Origin of the sequence: Flavobacterium gawalongense (assembly GCF_007097265.1) — a bacterium.
GTDB lineage: Bacteria > Bacteroidota > Bacteroidia > Flavobacteriales > Flavobacteriaceae > Flavobacterium > Flavobacterium gawalongense.
Genome location: NZ_VJZP01000007.1, coordinates 85,349 through 102,195, shown reverse-complemented (window position 1 = coordinate 102,195; position 16,847 = coordinate 85,349). Strand labels below are relative to the sequence as shown.

Here is a 16,847-nt window from a genome sequence, read left to right as displayed (position 1 = left end):
AAGGAATAACTGTATTTTTGCAGTTCAAAACAATAAATAGAAATGGGAAGAGCGTTTGAGTTCAGAAAAGGTAGAAAAATGAAACGTTGGTCGGCAATGGCCAAAGCATTTACCAGAATTGGTAAAGATATTGTAATGGCTGTAAAGGAAGGCGGACCAAATCCTGATGCCAACTCCAGATTAAGAGCCGTTATTCAGAATTCCAAGGCAGTCAATATGCCGAAAGAAAATGTAGAACGTGCTATCAAAAAAGCAACGGATAAAGATACAGCTAACTATAAAGAGGTTTTATTTGAAGGATATGCACCCCATGGAATTGCAATTCTAGTTGAAACAGCAACTGATAATAATAACAGAACTGTTGCTAATGTCAGAAGTTATTTTAACAAATGTAACGGTACAATGGGAACGCAAGGTTCAGTTGAATTTATGTTTGACCATACGTGCAACTTTAGAATTCCGGCAAACGGAATTGATCCTGAAGAATTAGAATTAGAATTAATCGATTTCGGCGCAGAAGAAGTTTTTGAAGACGAAGACGGTATTTTAATTTATGCGCCTTTTGGAAGTTTTGGAACGATTCAAAAAGAATTAGAAAATAGAGGATTGGAAATCCTTTCTTCCGGATTTGAAAGAATTCCTCAAATAACTAAAAAACTGACTGAAGCACAAGCTGCTGATGTTGAGAAACTAATCGAAAAAATTGAAGAAGATGATGACGTAATGAACGTTTATCATACAATGGAGGAATAGTTTACAGTATTCAGTGAATAGTATTCAGAAAAACACTAGAAAAACTCCGGATAAATCTGGAGTTTTTTTTGAGTTTGTCCCGTATTTTGTCATTCCGACGAAGGAGGAATCTCACACAAAGCGAACTATCCTGATGAGATTCCTCCTTCGTCGGAATGACAAAAAAAAACAGAATGACTCTGTTAAAAAGAAAAACTCCATCAACTTTTAGACTGACGGAGTTTTTTATCTTAATACTTTATACTAATTAATACTTCTTATTTTATAAATTCTATTTTCTGAGCTTCTTCTTCGTTGATGCTGTCAAAGAAACCTTGCTCATTCATCCAGTCATCACTAAATACCTTACTCATATATCTTGAGCCGTGATCCGGAAAAATGGCAATTACATTACTGTTTTTATCAAATTCACCTTCTTCAGCATATTGTTTAATCGCTTGCATTACAGCCCCGGAAGTATAACCAACAAATAAGCCTTCTTTTTTTACAATTTCTCTGGCAGAATGCGCACTTTCTTCATCAGTAACTTTCATGAACTTATCGATAAGATCAAAATCAGTTGCAGACGGGATTAAGTTTTTACCTAAACCTTCAATTCTGTAAGGATAAATTTCATCGTTATCGAATTCCCTGGTCTCATGGTATTTTTTTAATACGGAACCAAAAGCATCTACTCCGAGAATCCTAATATTAGGATTTTGTTCTTTCAAGTATTTTGCAGTTCCTGAAATAGTTCCTCCTGTACCGCTACAAGCGATAAGGTGTGTGATTTTACCATTTGTTTGTTTCCAAATTTCTGGCCCTGTAGATTTATAATGTGCATCAATATTCAATTGATTGAAATATTGATTGATATAAACAGAACCTTTCGTTTCTTCGTGCAAACGTTTGGCTACATTATAATACGAACGCTCATCATCAGCGGAGACATGTGCGGGACAAACATAAACTTTTGCTCCCAAACTACGTAACATATCTATTTTATCTTTGGATGACTTAGAACTAACAGCAAGGATACAATTATAGCCTTTTATGATACTTACCATCGCCAAACTAAAACCGGTATTCCCGGATGTAGTTTCAATAATGGTATCACCAGGAGATAAAAATCCTTTTTTTTCAGCTTCTTCGATTATGTATAATGCTATTCTATCTTTAGAAGAATGTCCTGGATTAAAAGCTTCTACCTTTGCGTAGAAATTACCTTCTAACTCTTCGGTGACTTTATTTAGCTTAATAAGTGGGGTGTTACCTATTAATTCTAAAACATTATTATAAGCGTTTATTTCTTCTTTCATAAAAAAATAGTTAGTCGCAGGCAATTTTTAATTTAACCACGAACGTTGCAAATTTAACAAAAAAAATCTAATTACTTTTTAATTTTCTCTAAATCTAATAAAAAACTAAATTCTTTTGCTAATTCCTTTATAGCTTCAAACCTCCCAGATGCTCCTCCGTGACCTGCATCCATGTTAGTATCAAGATATAAGACATTCGCATCCATTTTCATTGTTCGCAATTTTGCGACCCACTTCGCTGGTTCCCAATATTGTACCTGTGAATCATGAAGACCCGTAGACACATACATATTGGGATAATTTTGTTTTTTTACATTGTCGTAAGGAGAATACGACAACATGTATTGGTAATATTTCTTTTTATTTGGATTCCCCCATTCATCATATTCTCCAGTTGTAAGAGGTATACTATCATCAAGCATCGTAGTAATTACATCCACAAAAGGAACTTGTGCTATTATTCCATGATACAATTCAGGTGCTAAATTCACCACAACTCCCATTAATAAACCTCCGGCAGAGCCCCCTTCTGCATATAAATGTTTTGGTGATGTGTATTTTTGATCAATCAGAAATTTAGAACAATCGATAAAATCAGTGAACGTATTTTTCTTTTTTAATAATTTTCCGTCTTCATACCATTGTCTTCCTAAATCCTCGCCACCACGAATATGCGCTATCGCAAATATAAATCCTCTATCTAATAATGTTAATCGGGTCGATGAAAAAGTAACATCCATAGAATGTCCATAAGAACCATAAGCATATTGCAACAATGGATTATTCCCGTCTTTTTTCAACTCTTTTCTATACACCATAGAAATAGGAATTTTGGCTCCATCTTTGGCAGTTGCCCAAACGCGTTCTTCTTTATAATTATTTTTATCAAATTTGCCACCAAGAACCTGTTGCTCCTTTTTGATTTCCTTTGCTTTGGTTGTCATATTGAAATCAATAACCGAAGAGGGAGTTGTCATGGATTGGTAGCCGTAACGCAAAATTTCTGTTTCAAAATCTACATTGGTCGTGGTATAAGCGGTATAGGTTTCGCTTTCAAAAGGCAAATAGTATTCCCCTTCCCCACTCCAAGGCATGATTCGGATTTTATTCAAACCATTCGAACGTTCTTCGACCACTAAATAATTAGCAAAAATTTCGATGTCTTCTAACAAAACATCTTCTCTATGCGGTATAACTTCTGTCCAATTTTCTTTTGATGTTGCGGTTTCGAGCGTTTTCATCAATTTGAAATTTTCGGCTTTATCCTTATTGGTTAAAATATAAAAGCTATCCTTGTAGTGATTGATACTATATTCTACTCCTCTGATTCTTTTTTGAAAAATTTCAAATTTCCCATCTGGAGTGTCGGCATTTAGAATTCTATATTCTGTTGTCAGTGTACTTCCAGACTCAATTGCAAGATATTTTCTGGATTTAGATTTTGCAATTTCGACATTATAAGTATCATCTTTTTCAAAATAAACTAAAACATCATCCGCTTGTTTTGAACCTAATTTATGTTTGAAAATTTTATCGGATCGCAAGGTAACTTCGTCCTGCGAAGAATAAAAAATGGTATGATTATCATTTGCCCAAACAGCAGTTCCCGTAACCTTTTCTATTTTATCTTCCAGAATTTCATTAGTCTCTAAGCTTTTAACCTGAACAGTATAAATTCTTCTTCCAATAGTATCCGTACTATAAACAGCTAATTTATTATCCGGACTAATACTCAAACCACCTAATTGAAAATAAGATTGTCCTTTGGCCAATTCATTACAATCGAACATGATTTCTTCTTTTGCCGAAAGGCTTTCCTTTTTTCGGGAATAAATAGGATAATCCTTTCCAGTTTCAAAACGGGTGATGTAGTAATATCCGTTGTATAAATAAGGAACCGATTCATCATCTTCCTTGATTCTGCCTTTCATTTCTTCAAATAATTCTTTTTGGAAATCTTTGGTATGAGCAGTCATTTTATGATAATACTCATTCTCTTTATTCAGGTAATCAATAACTTCCGGGTTTTCTCTGTCATTCAACCAGAAGTAATTATCGATTCTTTCATTACCAAATTTTTCTAATTTTTCAGGAATTATTTTGACAACTGGTGGTTGTATATTTTCTGGCATCGTTTGCTCTTTATATTTAAGTGAAGCTACAAAAATAACACAAAGACATTTTAAAACGATTCAATTTTCTATCTAATTTAACATGCTTATTACACCGAATGTAGTAATTTCGTAATTCAATAATTAAAATTTATCAAAATGGATTTAATGGGAATGATGGGAAAACTAAAAGAAACCCAACAAAAAATAGAAGACACTAAAAAACGTTTAGACACTGTTCTTATTGATGAGCAAAGCACTGATGGTTTATTGAAAGTTACTTTGACTGCCAATAGAAAAATAAAATCAATCACAATTGACGATTCTTTATTGGAAGACAAAGAACAATTAGAAGATTATATGATTTTAGTCCTAAATAAAGCTATTGAAAAAGCGACTAAAACAAATGAAGCTGAACTTGATGCTGTTGCAAAAATGGATATGCCAATGATTCCAGGAATGGACAATCTTTTTAAATAAAAATTCTCGCAACTAAATATATGAAATTATTATTCAAATTATTAGCGCTTAATTGCGCCATATTTTTCATTTCTTGTAGTGGAGAATCATCATCCGAAAGTGAAGTTAAACAAGTTAAAGATGACTTTAGTTACTTAGTTGTAAACTCAACTGGGAAAATCAATAAAATCGGAAACAAAACTGGTGCAATTTCTACTTATTCAGCATTTAATGGTTTTAATACATCTGCATTTTTAGATTTGAATACTGTTACTTCAAATTCAAATAAAATATTTTTGATTGAATATTTATCAACTGACAAATTGTTTGTTTTCGACAAAAACACCAATTTAACTACTTCAAACAATTTAGTTTATCCAAGTGCTCTAACGGGTTTAGACCCTGCATTAATATCGTTACAATGGAATGATTCGAATAACTTATTATTTGGAATATTAAAATCGAATAAAGATGATTCAAAATCAATATGTTATTTTGTAACAATTAATCCAACTACCTTTGAAGTCATTTATACGGGAATTTCTTTTAACCAAAAAAGTTCATTTTCGACTTTTATAAATGGAAACAAATTTTACAGCTCTTGTTATAATGACAATACAATTGAAATAAATTTAGAAAATAATACGTCTAAACCGCTGTTTTTTAATAGCTCTAACACCCCTATTTCTTTTACAAGATCTGCAATATCTACAAACAACATTTTGTATGGCATGAAAGGTTTGGTAGGAAATATAAATGGAGTTAGTCTTTTCAAATTCGACCTGTTAAATAACACTTACACCGACATTTTACCTAACGAAGTGTATGGATTAAATAGCGTTTTCGGCAAAGGATTTATCGACAACTCTAAAAATCAATACGTTATCATCTCTAATCTGAATAATAAATCTGGTATTTTGAAATACAATATTTCATCAAATTCAACAGAATTTGTAGATATAAATGAAGATTCTAATATGGTTATTATAGAGAAAATATCTAATTAAATTAATAATAAAATCATATTTAATAACATTGCTGTTGCAAAAATGGATATGCCAATGATTCCAGGAATGGACAATCTTTTTAAATAAAAAAGTTTAAAGTTTAAGGTTTAACGTTTTTTGATCGCGCTAAAAACGTTAAACCTTAAACTTTAAACAAATTTTCCAAACAGTGTTACACTAATTTTTGTAGTGTTTCTAGAACATAAGTATGCATCACTTCTCTATAATCAAGGTGCGTTACTATCCTCAATTTTCCATGTCCAATAGAACTGATTGAAATATTTTTTTGTTTTAATAGTTCAATTAAATTCTTTTCAATACAATTTGGAACTAATGAAAAAATCAAAATATTAGTCTCGACCGGTTCTACCGAAGCGACCCAACTTGCCTTTTTTAATACTTCGCCAATTTCTTTAGCTCTTCGATGGTCTTCAGCAAGACGTTCCATATTATTATCTAAAGCGTAAATTCCGGCTGCCGCCAAATATCCTACCTGACGCATTCCGCCACCTAATATTTTTCGGATTCGCAACGCTCTGTGAATAGTAGCTTTATCAGCTAATAAAACCGAACCAATTGGCGCTCCCAATCCTTTAGACAAACAAACAGAAATAGTATCGAATAGTTTCCCAAACGCTTTTGGATCTTGCTTTTTGGCTACCAATGCATTCCAGATTCGGGCTCCGTCCAAGTGAAATTTCAAATTATTGGCATCGCAAACCTGTTTTATTTTTTGTAAATCTTCCAATTCATAACAAGCTCCACCACCTTTGTTAGTAGTATTTTCTACACAAACCAAACTCGTTAAAGGACTGTGATAAAACTCAGGATCATTAATTGCTCCAGCCACTTGTTCAGCAGTTATCATTCCGCGATTTCCATTTAATAAGCAACAAGAAACGCCGCTGTTAAAAGAAACGCCTCCGCCTTCATAATGATACACATGCGCATATTTATCGGCAATTAATTGTTCGCCTGGTTGTGTATGTAATTTTATCGCCGTTTGGTTTGCCATAGTTCCTGATGGAAAAAAAAGCCCTGCTTCCATCCCGAACATTTCGGCAACTTTAGCTTCAAGTTCAATAACAGTTGGGTCTTGTTTGTATACGTCATCTCCTACTTTGGCATTCAACATATGCACTAACATTTCGCGAGAAGGTTTGGTTATCGTATCGCTAACTAAATTTATTTCCATATATATTTTTATTTTCAGTACGGACAATTCGCGAATTGTCCCTTCGTAAAATTTTTCTATTTTTGTGCCACAAAATTACATAATACCGTTTGTTAATTCAAACTAGTTCAGTTAAAACTAAACTAAATGAATGATATAACGGCATTTTTTATAAATATTTGAAAACAGACCTATTTAAATTAATATAATTTATGACAACTACCGAACAAATAAAGGGTATTGTAGAGCGCCTTGGTGCGTTGAGGAGGTATCTTTGACGTTGATGCCAAACTAATTGAAATTTCAAACGAAGAAGAGAAAACTTTTGCACCCGACTTTTGGAACAATGCAAAAGAAGCTGAAGTCATTGTAAAAAATCTTAGAAATAAAAAAAAGTGGATTGAAGATTATAACAAAGCAGTCGAAATGACTGACGAGTTGCAACTGGCCTATGATTTTTATAAAGAAGGAGAACTTACAGCTGAAGAATTAGACGAGCAATATTCGACTACAGTAAATCATATTGAAGCTATCGAATTCAAAAATATGCTTTCGGATGAAGGCGATACTTTGAGTGCTGTCGTACAAATAACCGCTGGTGCCGGTGGAACTGAAAGTTGCGATTGGGCCGAAATGCTGATGCGTATGTACATGATGTGGGGTGAAAAATACGGTTATAAAATAAAAGAACTGAATTTCCAAAAAGGAGAATCAGCGGGTATTAAAACCGTAACACTCGAATTTGAAGGCGATTATTCTTTTGGCTATTTAAAAGGAGAAAACGGCGTACACAGATTGGTTCGGATATCCCCTTTTGACAGTAATGCCAAGCGTCACACTTCGTTTGCTTCCGTTTATGTTTATCCGCTTGTAGATGATAGTATCGAAATTGATATTAATCCTGCTGATATTGAAATTACAACTTCGCGATCCAGCGGTGCGGGAGGACAAAATGTAAATAAAGTAGAAACTAAAGTACAATTGTTTCACAAACCAACCGGAATTCAAATACAATGTTCAGAAACGAGGTCGCAACAAGATAACAGACAACGTGCTATGCAAATGTTACGATCTCAATTATATGAAATTGAGTTAAAAAAGAAACAGGCACAGCGCGCTGATATCGAAGCTGGGAAAATGAAAATAGAATGGGGTTCACAAATCAGGAATTATGTGATGCAGCCTTATAAATTAGTCAAAGATGTTCGCACCGGTTATGAAACGAGTAATGTAGATGGTGTTATGAATGGTGAGATTGATGAATTCTTGAAAGCATACTTAATGATGATGGGACAGAAGGAAGAGGAATAGTTTGCAGTGTTCAGTAATCAGTGAGCACTTAAGCCCAAATAATAAATAGCCCCTTTACATTCGTTTATCGAAATGCTTGAGGGGCTTTTTAAATTCTAAATCAATACAAACATAAAAACAACAAGCTGAAATTGGAAATCTATCCAAAAATTAATTGATTTGAAAGAACCAAACTCATTCTAAATTCTTTTTTTGTTAATCTTTTTATTCCTTCATCCTAAAATATTAGGAATTATAACCCCAATTTGTTTTATTTGACAACTATAACAAAACCAAATCCAATCTACGCTTAATGAAATCCTATTCAATCCAAGAAATAAATGTAATTTTAAAAGGAGTTATTGTCGGGAGTACTACCCAAAATATTACTGCTCCTGAACAACTGGAAGTAGCCAATGATTCTGAAATTTCGTTTATTGGAAACAAAAAATACGAAAAATTATGGGCAACTTCCAAAGCCTGTGTAGCGGTTGTAAATGAAGATATTTCAATAGAACCGGGAGAAAACAGAGCTTTCATTAAAGTAAAAAATGCTGATTTAGCCATGTCACAAGTATTAGCTCTTTTTGCACCTCCAACCCCAATATTTAATATTGATATTCATCCAACTGCAGTTATAGATCCAACCGTAATTATTTGTAATGGTGTTAGAATTGGTGCAGGCTGTTATATAGGACCTAAAGTTGTGCTTGGAGATAATACAACAATATATCCAAATGTTACTATTCTGGATGAATGTACGATAGGAAAAAATACCGTGATTTGGTCTGGAACAGTAATCAGAGAGCGTTGTCACATAGGCAATGATTGCATTATACATCCCAATGCTACAATTGGAGCAGATGGTTTTGGTTTTCGCCCTGATCCCGAAAGAGGTTTGGTGAAAATCCCACAAATTGGAAATGTAATTATAGGTAATAATGTTGAAATTGGTGCCAATACCTGCATTGACCGAGGAAAATTCAGTTCTACTGTTTTAGGTGACGGTTGCAAAATTGATAATTTAGTCCAAATTGGGCATAACAGTAAATTAGGCCGTTTTTGTATCATGGCTGGAAATAGCGGACTGGCTGGTTCAGTAACTTTAGGAAATGGTGTCATTATTGGTGGAAGTGCTTCTATAAAAGACCACACAACTATTGGCGATGGTGCTATTGTAGGTGCTGGCTCTGGTGTTACGGGAGATATTCCTGCAGGAAAAACCATGTTGGGCTATCCGGCTGTTGAAGCTCGTGATGCATTAAAACAATGGGCCATTTTGAAAAGACTCGTAAATGAATCCAAAAACAAATAATTACTTTTTTTATTAAATTCATAAAAAAACAGGAGTTAGCTTCTGTTTTTTTGTTTTAATACCAAACATAGGTCCGATTTTCTTTCTAAACCAATTAAAATAATAAAATTTTATTTCGTTGGATTTTGTATTTTAGCGCAAACTATTTTTTAATATTCTTTCATCATGGATTTGAACTTCAACAAAAACGAAGACCACAATAAACTTTTACTTTCGGCATTGCGACAAAAATTAAGCTTGGTTAAATTGGGTGGCGGTGAAAAACGCATCCAAAAATTACATGGTGAAGGCAAAATGACCGCTAGAGAGCGTATCGATTATTTGCTTGACGCCAAAGCTAAAAGCATAGAAATTGGAGCCTTTGTTGGTGAAGGAATGTATGCGGAACACGGCGGTTGCCCTTCGGGTGGCGTTGTGGTTAAAATAGGTTATATCCAGGGAAAGCAATGTATTATTGTCGCCAATGATGCTACCGTGAAAGCAGGCGCCTGGTTTCCTATTACTGCTAAGAAAAATTTACGCGCACAGGAAATTGCGATGGAAAATCGGTTGCCAATCATTTATTTAGTAGATAGTGCAGGCGTTTATTTGCCTTTGCAAGATGAAATTTTCCCGGACAAAGAACATTTTGGTCGGATTTTTAGAAATAATGCTCAAATGAGCAGCATGGGAATTACCCAAATCGCTGCCGTTATGGGAAGTTGTGTTGCTGGCGGTGCCTATTTGCCAATTATGAGCGATGAAGCTTTAATTGTCGAAAAAACGGGAAGTATTTTCCTCGCGGGAAGTTATTTAGTCAAAGCTGCCATTGGCGAAAGCATCGATAACGAAACATTGGGCGGAGCAACAACACATTGTGAAATTTCGGGTGTGACGGATTACAAAGCCAAAGACGACAAAGACGCATTAGACAAAATAAAAAACATAGTGGACAAAATAGGTGATTTTGATAAAGCGGGTTACAGTCGAATTAAAGCCGAAAAACCAGCTTTAGACGAAAATGAAATCTATGGCATTTTGCCAAAAGCTCGTAATGAACAATATGACATGATGGAAATCATCAATCGCTTAGTTGATAACTCCGAGTTTGAAGCGTATAAAGAAGGATACGGCCAAACCATTATCACTGGTTATGCCAGAATTGACGGTTGGGCTGTGGGAATTGTTGCCAACCAACGAAAAGTGGTAAAAACAAAGAACGGCGAAATGCAGTTTGGTGGCGTAATTTATTCGGATAGTGCGGATAAAGCCACCCGTTTTATCGCTAATTGTAACCAGAAAAAAATTCCTTTGGTATTCGTTCAAGATGTTACCGGTTTTATGGTCGGATCTAAATCAGAACATGGCGGAATTATAAAAGATGGCGCCAAAATGGTGAACGCAGTCAGTAATTCAGTTGTTCCAAAATTCACGGTAATTGTAGGGAATTCGTATGGTGCCGGAAATTATGCCATGTGTGGCAAAGCGTATGACCCAAGGTTAATTTTTGCCTGGCCGAGTGCAGAATTAGCCGTGATGGGCGGAACGCAAGCAGCTAAAGTATTGGCACAAATTGAAGCTTCTTCGCTTAAAGCAAAAGGAGAAGTGGTAGATGAAACTAAAGAAAAGGAGCTTTTTGACAAAATAAAAGCTCGATATGACGAACAAGTTTCACCCTATTATGCGGCCTCCAGATTATGGACTGATGCCATAATTGATCCTTTAGAAACCAGAACTTGGATTTCCATGGGTATTGAAGCGGCAAACCATTCCCCTATTGAAAAGAAATTTAATTTAGGTGTTATTCAGGTCTAGATTCCAGACAGCAAATTTCTAAATTTAGATCACAGTCATTAGTGTTCATGAAAAACTTACGTAGTTAAAATATGAGAAAAATAGTTCTATTCGGCTTTACATTATTGTTCTTTGTTCAATGTACTTCCATAAAAAGACACAACAAGCATTTGAATGATTTGATGGCTGAAGAGAAATTAAAATCGGATGTTGATTTTACCTATAGAAAATTGCGTGATTTACATCCTAATTTATATTGGTACATCAATAAGAAAGATTTAGATTACAAATTCGATAGTCTAAAATCGACTATTACAAAACCAATGACTCGTTTTGAGTTTTATAAAAAAATAAGTCCTGCGGTTGCTGCTGTTCGTCAAGGGCATATAACCGTTTATCCTCCTACCAAATTAATGACAAAAAAGGAAACCAAAGCACTTCTTAAAAGAGGAACAGGCCCTTTTTCACAATTTGATTTTGAACTTTTCGATGGAAAATTGTATGTCGTAAAAAACAAGTCTTATGACAAAACCATCAAAACAGGAACCGAAGTTGTTGCTGTAAATGGAACAAAACCAATCAATTTAATTAAGCAGTACAACAAATTTTATAGCTCTGACGGTTATAATACTACTTTCAAAACCCATTTTTCAGGCAAACGTTTTTCTACATTTTTCACTAATGAAAATGGAATTAAGGATAGTATAAAATTTAATTTCAAATTTAATGATAGTATAAAAACGATTACAATCAGAAGAAAAGCAGAAGATACTATTGGGAAACATCTCAAAAAAAATCGAAAAAAACTAGCTGTTATTGATAACACAAAATCGAAAGCAAATAGAAAAAAGAAAAGAGTTCATGGCTATTATTCCGTTGAAAAAAATTATAATCGAAACCTTCACTTTTTAGAAAAAGACAGTAGTGTTGCCCTAATGAAAATTAGAAGTTTCAAAATTGGAGATTCTAAAACTTTTTACAAAGAAAGCTTTAGTAAAATTGCAACGTATCAGTCGAAAACACTTGTTCTCGATTTGAGAAATAATGGAGGAGGAAGATTAAATGAAATTGCCGATTTGTACTCTTATTTAGCAGACTCCACTTTTGTATTTTTGGACAAATCTGAAGTAGTTTCAAAATCCAGCTTATTTAAAGGAGCCTATTTTCATGGTGGTTCTTTTGGTGTTAAAGCATTAAAAACGATTTTTTCTCCGCTAATGTATAGCTATTTATTATTGACTGTTCATAAAAACAAAAACGGGAAAAATTATTATGCAACACAAACAAAACCTCACAAAGTGAGTAAAAATGTTTTCAAAGGAAAAGTTTATGTTCTTATCAATGGTGGTAGTTTTTCGGCTTCAAGTATTATTTCTTCCAATTTAAAAGGTTCAAAAAGAGCATTTTTTGTGGGTGAAGAAACTGGCGGAGCCTATAATGGGACTATTGCCGGATTTATGCCTCGTGTAAAATTGCCAAATACTGATATAAAAATTCGCATTGGATTAATGTTTATTGCTCCTCACTTCAAAACAGCACCAGAAGGTCGTGGCATATTTCCTGACATCGAAATAATTCCTACACTTGAAGACCGAATAAAAGAAAATGATCCTGAAATGAATTGGATTCTTAATGATGTAAAATCAAATATTTCAGAAATTTCTAAAACAAAATAACTTAATAAAAAATTTAACAGCTATTATTTTATTTATTATGCTGTTAGAAAAACGCTTTAAGCAATAAACATTCCTCACTTAAAAAGAAGAATTGAAGTGGCTAACTTCTTGTGTATTGAAAAGAAAATTAATTTAATCAACAACAACAACTAAACATTTCATAAAAAGCTGATTAATAGCACTCTCAAAAATTGTTCTTTGTATCTTTGATTATTATTTGGTAAATGTAATACCCCAAATTGCAACTTATCATTTATCATCATTTTTTTTTTAAAATAAAATTTTTTACTAAAAGTTAAATTTTAATTCCAAGAAAAAATGAAAAAGATTTTAGATCCTATAATAAGTATAATGTTGCTTATGATTGTTCAGTTTGCATTTGCACAAAAAGAACAAGACAATTCATTTGTATTAGAATCGGGAATTAATCTGTCATTACCCGTTCATATACAGATGTATCGGTCACATAGACTTGGAATTGGTGTCAATCTAAGAGCTGCAGAGAAGATTACATCGACAACAGAGTTTGGAGTTAGAGCTGAATATGATTATCGGTTTACCAAAAAAAATCATCCGGATGTACCTCCTGAAAGTACCGTAAAAGAAAGAGCTTTATATAAAAATTTCAGTCTATTTTGCATTAAACCTAATATACAATTTAACTTAAATTCAAATTGGTGTTTAGGGGCTGAAAGCGGAGTGGGTTATGCAATTTCTGACGAAGACCCAAAAATTGGATTAGGTTTTGTCTCAGAATTCAATGGTCCTACACGTTTTGGTTCTTGTTCCGGAATATATTTAGGAAAATATTTTCCTAAATACAAACTGAATATATCTTTGAATTTAACAAATTTCGTAGCACATGGCCATGCTGAAAATACGCTTGGACTGAAGTTTAATTATTATTTTTATAAATAAAGTTATCCTGATATCTCATTTTAAAGGTTATTTAAAAGCAAAAAACCCTATATTTTGTTTTTTTACAGAATACTTTATATATCACTAAAAATTAGTATCTTAGTGTATAATTTTTAAACCTTTAGTATTATGAACAACGTAAAAAATTTAAATAAGTGGGCGAATGCACATACTTATTTATCACTGGATTTGGTACGAATAGCACTTGGTGTCTTTTTGTTTATGAAAGGAATTTCTTTTATAACAAACATCCAATATTTACAAGATTTAATATCTCCAATTGACAAAATTGGTGGCGGAATGTTTCTGATACATTACATCGCACCGGCACATATGGTTGGCGGAATAATGATTGCGTTTGGTTTACTTACCAGATGGGCAATAATAGCGCAATTACCTATATTGATAGGAGCAATTATTGTGAATTTTATGGGAGAAATGCATTCCCAAAACTTATTGTTAGCAATACTTATACTTGGAATCTGCGTCTTTTTCTTATTTTATGGAAGTGGGAAACATTCGGCAGATTACTATTTTAAAATGCAACAATAATAAAAATTAAAAAAGCATCCTGTTTTTGAAAACGGGATGCTTTTTTGTATCCAAATAAATAGAATATTCTAAATACGCTCCAGAATTTCTTTTCTTTTTATTTTCCCATTTTGTGTTTCAATAAATTTTGAAACATAAAATACTTCTTTAGGTTTTTCATATTTGTCTAAACCATCAAAAATAGTTTCGTCCAAAAGTTGTTTTTCACCTTCGATAATTAAAGCTAATTTTTCGCCTAAAGTAGCATCCTGAATTCCAGTCACAAAAAATCTTGAATGAATTTTATTTGATAGTTTTTCTTCAATTTGTTCTGGAATCAGTTTAATTCCTCCGCTATTTATCACATTATCAATACGACCTAAAAAAATAAATTCATTTTCATTTATCAAGTCAACCAAATCATTGGTTACTATTTTTTCTTCAGAAATTTTTGGTGCATCAATCACCAGGCAATTTCTATCGTCATGCGAAATTTTTATGTTAGGCAAAACAGAGAATGCCTTTCCTCCTATTTTCTTGGCAGCAATATGGGTGATGGTTTCTGTCATACCATACGTTTCATATCCTTTAGTACTCAATTTAGAAAGACTGTTTTCAAGTGATTTGCTCATTTTAGCACCACCAACAATCATTTTTTTTACGTTTTTTAATTCCTTCAACGAATTCTGTGCTTGCAAAGGTACCATCGCAACAAAATCATATTTAGTATCATTATGCAACATGGGATGCGAACTTGGTGCTACAAAATCCATATCAAGACCCAAAATAAAGCCTCTGACAAACATCATTTTTCCAGCAATATATTTAGTTGGCAAACAATGTAATGCTTTATCTCCAGGACGTAAATCAAAAAAATCGCCTGTAGCTAAAGCCGAATTTATCATGGCTTGTTTATCCATTTGAATAATTTTCGGACTGCCTGTAGTTCCTGATGTGTTTAATTCGATATAGCTTTTTTTATCAAACCAATCGAGTATAAAATCCCCAACAGATTTTTCGTGCTCCTCACCTTCTTTTATAAAACTGTAAGCTACTCTACATAAATCTTTTCGATTCAGATGAAATCCATTTAGCTTAAAATGATTATTCACGTTTTTGTAAGTGATTTTATCCATGGTGATTATATTGATTTTAAATGATTATAAGGCGTTGGTTCTTCAATTTTCCCTGTTAATTTTTCTTTCCAGTTTGTCCATTTGTATTTTTTACTAAAGATAAATAAAAGTATTGGGTAAATAATAATAACGGGCAATATAACATCTAAACCTGCTGATGGCTCAGAAACATCTTTAAAAATAGAATGTGTCTGAAACGCTGACCAATCAGAAGTAATTAATAAAGCACTAACTAAATTATTTGCAGCATGAAAGCCCAACGCTAATTCCATTCCTTCATCCATCAAAGTAATTATTCCTAATAATAATCCAGTTCCTATGTAGTACACAAAAATAACATTCCCAATTTTAGAAACTTCTGGATTTGAAATGTGCATAGCGCCAAAAATAATAGAAGTCATAATTAAAGGAAACCATTTATTCTTAGCGAGATTAGCAAAACCCTGCATCAAATAACCTCGAAAAATATATTCTTCAGTACTGGTTTGAATGGGTATTAATAATGTTCCTATTAAAGCTAAAATTGCAAATGGAATGGGTTTAAAATTGATTATAAAATCATCTGGATTTGAAAAATAAAACAATACTGTTGAAACAATTGTAAAAATTGACCAAACAGAAAACGAAAAAAATACTCTGCTCCAATCCATTTTCAATCTGGATGTCGTTATCGAAAGCATCGTTTGATTATGCAAATATTTGATAACAAAGAAAATTCCTAGCATCGCAAAAACGAATGAAATCAATATCAAAAACAATGTCATGTTAGGCTCAAAAAATGTCATAACATCTTCATTAGAAGAGGGATATTTTTTTCCATTTACAAATATTTCATAAAACAAAGCTATTAGTAAAGGTACCTGACCTAAAAGAGAAGCAAAAATAATTATTACTGAGCCTACAATGTACTTCCAAAACTTATTCTCAGACTTTATCCCTTGTTCTATGAACATATACTTTTTGTTTAATTATGATTTAAATAAGTTTAACGAATCTTATTTTTATTACACCAAAATAAGATTTTTATTTCAAATTACTTTACTTCGCAAAAAAATTATAGATGATACAAATATACCACAATCCGCGTTGCGGAAAATCAAGAAACTGCCTGGCTTTTATAAAAGAATCAGAAAAAGAGGTTGAAGTCATTAATTATCTTGACAACGTTCCCACATTTGATGAATTGAAAACTCTTATTCAAAAACTAAATTTTGAACCTCTTGCATTAGTGCGTCAAAAAGAGAAAATTTGGATAGAAAATTTCAAAAATAAACCAATGACCAATGACGAAATTATTCAAGCCATGGTTACTTATCCCATTCTAATTGAAAGACCTATTGTTATCAAAGGAAACAAAGCAATAATAGGAAGAGAATTAGATCATGTGAAAGATTTTATCTAATTAA

At 32.9% G+C, this 16,847-nt stretch carries 15 protein-coding genes; 10 read left to right on the top strand and 5 right to left on the bottom strand.

What is annotated here, in order from left to right; genetic code table 11:
• Positions 1-42: 42 nt before the first annotated feature.
• Positions 43-753, top strand: a complete 711-nt coding sequence (locus FNW38_RS05945; RefSeq protein WP_143386549.1) for a YebC/PmpR family DNA-binding transcriptional regulator — start codon at positions 43-45, stop codon at positions 751-753.
• Positions 754-1,010: 257 nt separating this feature from the next.
• On the opposite strand, the gene FNW38_RS05940 is transcribed toward FNW38_RS05945, so the two are convergent.
• Together FNW38_RS05940 and FNW38_RS05935 are read right to left on the bottom strand one after the other, a co-directional pair.
• Positions 1,011-2,051, bottom strand: coding sequence for a PLP-dependent cysteine synthase family protein (locus tag FNW38_RS05940; RefSeq protein WP_143386550.1), 1,041 nt, complete (start codon positions 2,049-2,051; stop codon positions 1,011-1,013).
• Positions 2,052-2,122: 71 nt separating this feature from the next.
• A complete protein-coding gene (locus tag FNW38_RS05935) occupies positions 2,123-4,183 on the bottom strand; it encodes a S9 family peptidase (protein ID WP_143386551.1) in 2,061 nt (686 codons plus the stop codon).
• Positions 4,184-4,321: 138 nt separating this feature from the next.
• Between FNW38_RS05935 and FNW38_RS05930 the strand changes: the two genes are divergently transcribed.
• Positions 4,322-4,642: a YbaB/EbfC family nucleoid-associated protein gene (locus tag FNW38_RS05930; protein ID WP_035671607.1), complete on the top strand. Its 321-nt coding sequence runs from the start codon at positions 4,322-4,324 to the stop codon at positions 4,640-4,642.
• 20 nt (positions 4,643-4,662) lie between these two features.
• Positions 4,663-5,628 (top strand): hypothetical protein, encoded by a 966-nt coding sequence (locus tag FNW38_RS05925; RefSeq protein WP_143386552.1) that lies wholly within the window; start codon positions 4,663-4,665, stop codon positions 5,626-5,628.
• Positions 5,629-5,800: 172 nt separating this feature from the next.
• Here the strand turns inward: FNW38_RS05925 and FNW38_RS05920 are convergent, their stop codons facing one another.
• Positions 5,801-6,823 carry a threonine aldolase family protein gene (locus FNW38_RS05920; RefSeq protein WP_143386553.1) on the bottom strand — a complete coding sequence of 341 codons (1,023 nt, stop codon included), beginning with the start codon at positions 6,821-6,823 and terminating at the stop codon, positions 5,801-5,803.
• Between the two features lie 191 nt (positions 6,824-7,014).
• Here FNW38_RS05920 and prfB point away from each other — a divergent pair.
• From prfB to FNW38_RS05890, 6 genes are all read left to right on the top strand, one after another.
• Positions 7,015-8,113 (top strand): peptide chain release factor 2 gene (gene prfB / locus FNW38_RS05915; protein WP_143386554.1). Its coding sequence is split into 2 segments (ribosomal slippage): positions 7,015-7,077 and positions 7,079-8,113, totalling 1,098 coding nucleotides; the frame shifts between segments, so codons are not numbered across the junction.
• Between the two features lie 292 nt (positions 8,114-8,405).
• Entirely contained in the window at positions 8,406-9,407 is a 1,002-nt protein-coding gene (lpxD, locus tag FNW38_RS05910; RefSeq protein ID WP_143386555.1) for a UDP-3-O-(3-hydroxymyristoyl)glucosamine N-acyltransferase, read from the top strand.
• A 165-nt stretch (positions 9,408-9,572) separates the two neighbouring features.
• The gene (locus tag FNW38_RS05905; protein ID WP_143386556.1) at positions 9,573-11,201 is read left to right on the top strand and encodes an acyl-CoA carboxylase subunit beta; all 1,629 of its coding nucleotides are present in this window, start codon (positions 9,573-9,575) and stop codon (positions 11,199-11,201) included.
• A gap of 71 nt (positions 11,202-11,272) precedes the next feature.
• Positions 11,273-12,856 carry a S41 family peptidase gene (locus FNW38_RS05900; protein ID WP_144064676.1) on the top strand — a complete coding sequence of 528 codons (1,584 nt, stop codon included), beginning with the start codon at positions 11,273-11,275 and terminating at the stop codon, positions 12,854-12,856.
• A gap of 318 nt (positions 12,857-13,174) precedes the next feature.
• Entirely contained in the window at positions 13,175-13,774 is a 600-nt protein-coding gene (locus FNW38_RS05895; RefSeq protein WP_143386558.1) for a hypothetical protein, read from the top strand.
• Between the two features lie 129 nt (positions 13,775-13,903).
• Positions 13,904-14,326, top strand: a complete 423-nt coding sequence (locus FNW38_RS05890; RefSeq protein WP_143386559.1) for a DoxX family protein — start codon at positions 13,904-13,906, stop codon at positions 14,324-14,326.
• Between the two features lie 68 nt (positions 14,327-14,394).
• On the opposite strand, the gene FNW38_RS05885 is transcribed toward FNW38_RS05890, so the two are convergent.
• Entirely contained in the window at positions 14,395-15,441 is a 1,047-nt protein-coding gene (locus tag FNW38_RS05885) for an AMP-binding protein (RefSeq protein WP_143386560.1), read from the bottom strand.
• Between the two features lie 5 nt (positions 15,442-15,446).
• Positions 15,447-16,394 (bottom strand): CPBP family intramembrane glutamic endopeptidase, encoded by a 948-nt coding sequence (locus FNW38_RS05880; protein WP_143386561.1) that lies wholly within the window; start codon positions 16,392-16,394, stop codon positions 15,447-15,449.
• Between the two features lie 107 nt (positions 16,395-16,501).
• On the opposite strand from FNW38_RS05880, the gene arsC reads away from it, so the two are divergent.
• Positions 16,502-16,843 (top strand): arsenate reductase (glutaredoxin), encoded by a 342-nt coding sequence (gene arsC, locus FNW38_RS05875; protein WP_143386562.1) that lies wholly within the window; start codon positions 16,502-16,504, stop codon positions 16,841-16,843.
• Positions 16,844-16,847 lie beyond the last annotated feature (4 nt).

What these genes read in the sequence shown, in the direction of transcription:
- arsC (WP_143386562.1), top strand. Translation starts at nt 16,502, where the DNA reads ATGATACAAATATACCACAATCCGCGTTGCGGAAAATCAAGAAACTGC.
- FNW38_RS05895 (WP_143386558.1), top strand. Translation starts at nt 13,175, where the DNA reads ATGAAAAAGATTTTAGATCCTATAATAAGTATAATGTTGCTTATGATT.
- lpxD (WP_143386555.1), top strand. Translation starts at nt 8,406, where the DNA reads ATGAAATCCTATTCAATCCAAGAAATAAATGTAATTTTAAAAGGAGTT.
- FNW38_RS05900 (WP_144064676.1), top strand. Translation starts at nt 11,273, where the DNA reads ATGAGAAAAATAGTTCTATTCGGCTTTACATTATTGTTCTTTGTTCAA.
- FNW38_RS05880 (WP_143386561.1), bottom strand. Translation starts at nt 16,394, where the DNA reads ATGTTCATAGAACAAGGGATAAAGTCTGAGAATAAGTTTTGGAAGTAC.
- FNW38_RS05905 (WP_143386556.1), top strand. Translation starts at nt 9,573, where the DNA reads ATGGATTTGAACTTCAACAAAAACGAAGACCACAATAAACTTTTACTT.
- FNW38_RS05930 (WP_035671607.1), top strand. Translation starts at nt 4,322, where the DNA reads ATGGATTTAATGGGAATGATGGGAAAACTAAAAGAAACCCAACAAAAA.
- FNW38_RS05940 (WP_143386550.1), bottom strand. Translation starts at nt 2,051, where the DNA reads ATGAAAGAAGAAATAAACGCTTATAATAATGTTTTAGAATTAATAGGT.
- FNW38_RS05935 (WP_143386551.1), bottom strand. Translation starts at nt 4,183, where the DNA reads ATGCCAGAAAATATACAACCACCAGTTGTCAAAATAATTCCTGAAAAA.
- FNW38_RS05920 (WP_143386553.1), bottom strand. Translation starts at nt 6,823, where the DNA reads ATGGAAATAAATTTAGTTAGCGATACGATAACCAAACCTTCTCGCGAA.
- FNW38_RS05945 (WP_143386549.1), top strand. Translation starts at nt 43, where the DNA reads ATGGGAAGAGCGTTTGAGTTCAGAAAAGGTAGAAAAATGAAACGTTGG.
- FNW38_RS05925 (WP_143386552.1), top strand. Translation starts at nt 4,663, where the DNA reads ATGAAATTATTATTCAAATTATTAGCGCTTAATTGCGCCATATTTTTC.
- FNW38_RS05885 (WP_143386560.1), bottom strand. Translation starts at nt 15,441, where the DNA reads ATGGATAAAATCACTTACAAAAACGTGAATAATCATTTTAAGCTAAAT.
- FNW38_RS05890 (WP_143386559.1), top strand. Translation starts at nt 13,904, where the DNA reads ATGAACAACGTAAAAAATTTAAATAAGTGGGCGAATGCACATACTTAT.